Annotated in this window: 2 protein-coding genes; both read right to left on the bottom strand. The window is 37.7% G+C overall.

What is annotated here, in order from left to right; translation table 11 throughout:
• Positions 1–584: OsmC family protein (locus CXF78_RS20835; protein ID WP_180957237.1), on the bottom strand; the 584-nt coding region annotated here is incomplete at its 3' end.
• A 703-nt stretch (positions 585–1287) separates the two neighbouring features.
• The coding region (locus CXF78_RS21575; protein ID WP_180957236.1) for a hypothetical protein at positions 1288–2216 on the bottom strand (929 nt) is incomplete at its 5' end.

Below are 2216 nucleotides of genomic sequence, written 5' to 3'. Positions count from 1 at the left end.
AGATGTGTATCAGCGACAGCGTTTGGCACAATGTTACGCCATGACGAAATCTCAATCTTCATACCAAGGTCGGCTAACAAGCCTGTCATGTTTTTAATGGTTTGCTCAAGCGGTAAATCTTTACCTAAGATAAAAGTACTCGCATCGGCTTCAGTTTGACCCATCAACATCGCATTGGCGTCGGCGTCTAAGTTTTCAACGGTTTCGATTTTAAACTCAGGCCCAGTCTGAACCACTTTTTTAACGGTACAACGATCAATTGAACGTAAAATACCTTGGCGATCTTTATCCGAAATATCATCCGGTAACTCAACTTGAATTTGGAAGATTTGGTTATAACGATCTTCCGGGTCAACGATATTGTTTTGCGATAATTTGATATTTTCAGTCGAAATATCACGAGCTTTACAATACACCTTAATGAAGTAAGCGGCACAAAGTGCTGAAGATGCTAAGAAATAATCAAAAGGACTAGGAGCAGAACCATCACCTTTGTAGCGGATCGGCTGATCGGCGGTGACGGTAAAGTCGTCAAACTTAGCTTCGAGTCTCAAATTATCGAGAAAATTTACTTTGATTTCCATTGAATATATCCACAGTCTTGCGCAACCAAACGGCCAGCTTGTCTAAATTAGGGTGAATTATCGGTGTTTTTGAGCCAATAGTCTTGGGTTAATTGCCAAAATGTTAGCTTTAAGCTGATTTTGCAGGATTAACACTATTGATTCGCTAGCAGCAGAACAGTGCTAGTGTTTATAAAAATGACTAAATTGATGAACATGCTCATTTCAATGTAAATAAACAGTTATCACTGTAGATCCAATCGTCACAGATCGTATTATGAATATATTAACGGCAAAGGTTGAAGCCAGTCTTGCTGAAGCTAAACCCGGTGTATAAATGATGAAGGGTTTTCACCCCTCATTCATCTGCCACTAAGTCCGGTAAGACCTAGAAACACTAGGTCTTACTGATCTTTTAAGGTTGTTTTTACAGAGAATTGTTGGCCATTATTTACACATGAGCGACAAGGCAGAGACTTTGTGGTGTAGTTATTCTACGTAAAAAGTCGATAACGCAGTAAAAATGACCTACAAACGCTGCCCGAAAGGTTCGGCTAAAAACGTTTTACTCTTTGTTGAATGCATTTTGCTTAGATGACTAGGCAGCAATCCATTCGCCTCGTTTAAAACGTTTTTAACTCGAACAAAATTCAACCAACAAAGGTCAACAGACCCTAGTCATCTTCAAAAATATAAACAGCAGGTTCAATGTTAAATAGATCGACTAGCGAATAGTTACGTTTCGTCCAAAGTACTCTTCAGACTCATATTTAGCGATTACTTTTTCAAGTGTTTCGCCATTATTATCCATAACCAATTTATGTGAAATAGCACTAAGTGAAATCAAAATATCTTTACACTCGATTCGTGCTTTCATCACCGAGCCTGAAGCCGTTCTCAGTACTTGAGAAATTAGCTCATGGTTCTTACCAATTAAGGCTAAAATAAAATGAACCATCACTTCAGAGCAAAGCTCTTTATCTTCAATTTTACTTGGTCTAACAACCTTTTCTAAATAATCGTCTTCTCTTCCTGCAGGAACAAAACGTTGTACCCAATAGAAATAATCTTCATCATAAATGATAGATTGTATTGGTTTCATAAAGGTTTCATCTGTCGATATCTTTTGAAAAAGCTCTTTTTTGACTTCATCAGATACGTCAACAAGCTCATCACCAAACTGTTTGTTGAGCATTGAAATAACTGCTTCCAGCTCTTTTAACAGAGATACATTTCCTGATGTCACTTGGTTATAAGCATCACCGACCTCGTCGATGTTTTGTTGGAATACACCAATATACTTATCACCTTCTTCAATAGCATCAAGTAAAGGTATCAAGCTATAACGTCTAACCTGAATCAATTCATAAAACTGACCTAATTCTTCGCGAATAGCTTGGAGACGATCAATCGCTTTAATCAGAAATTGATCGTCTCGTTTTATCGCTAAATTCAATCGAGAAAAATCGAGTTGATCATTTACTTTGCGAACACGATTATCGATCATATTTTCATAGGTCTGTGTTTCATTGATCAGCACAGAAAATTTATCTTCCATCTCAAAAAGCACATCTTGTACTTTTTTAAGACTCGTAGAGCGAACCTGTTGATTAATGCCACGCACTTTTTCGGCTTCAGCTTGCTTCTTCTCAC

Origin of the sequence: Shewanella sp. 11B5 (assembly GCF_002836795.1) — a bacterium.
Taxonomy (GTDB): Bacteria; Pseudomonadota; Gammaproteobacteria; order Enterobacterales; family Shewanellaceae; genus Shewanella; species Shewanella frigidimarina.
This window is presented reverse-complemented; position numbering and strand designations above follow the sequence as displayed.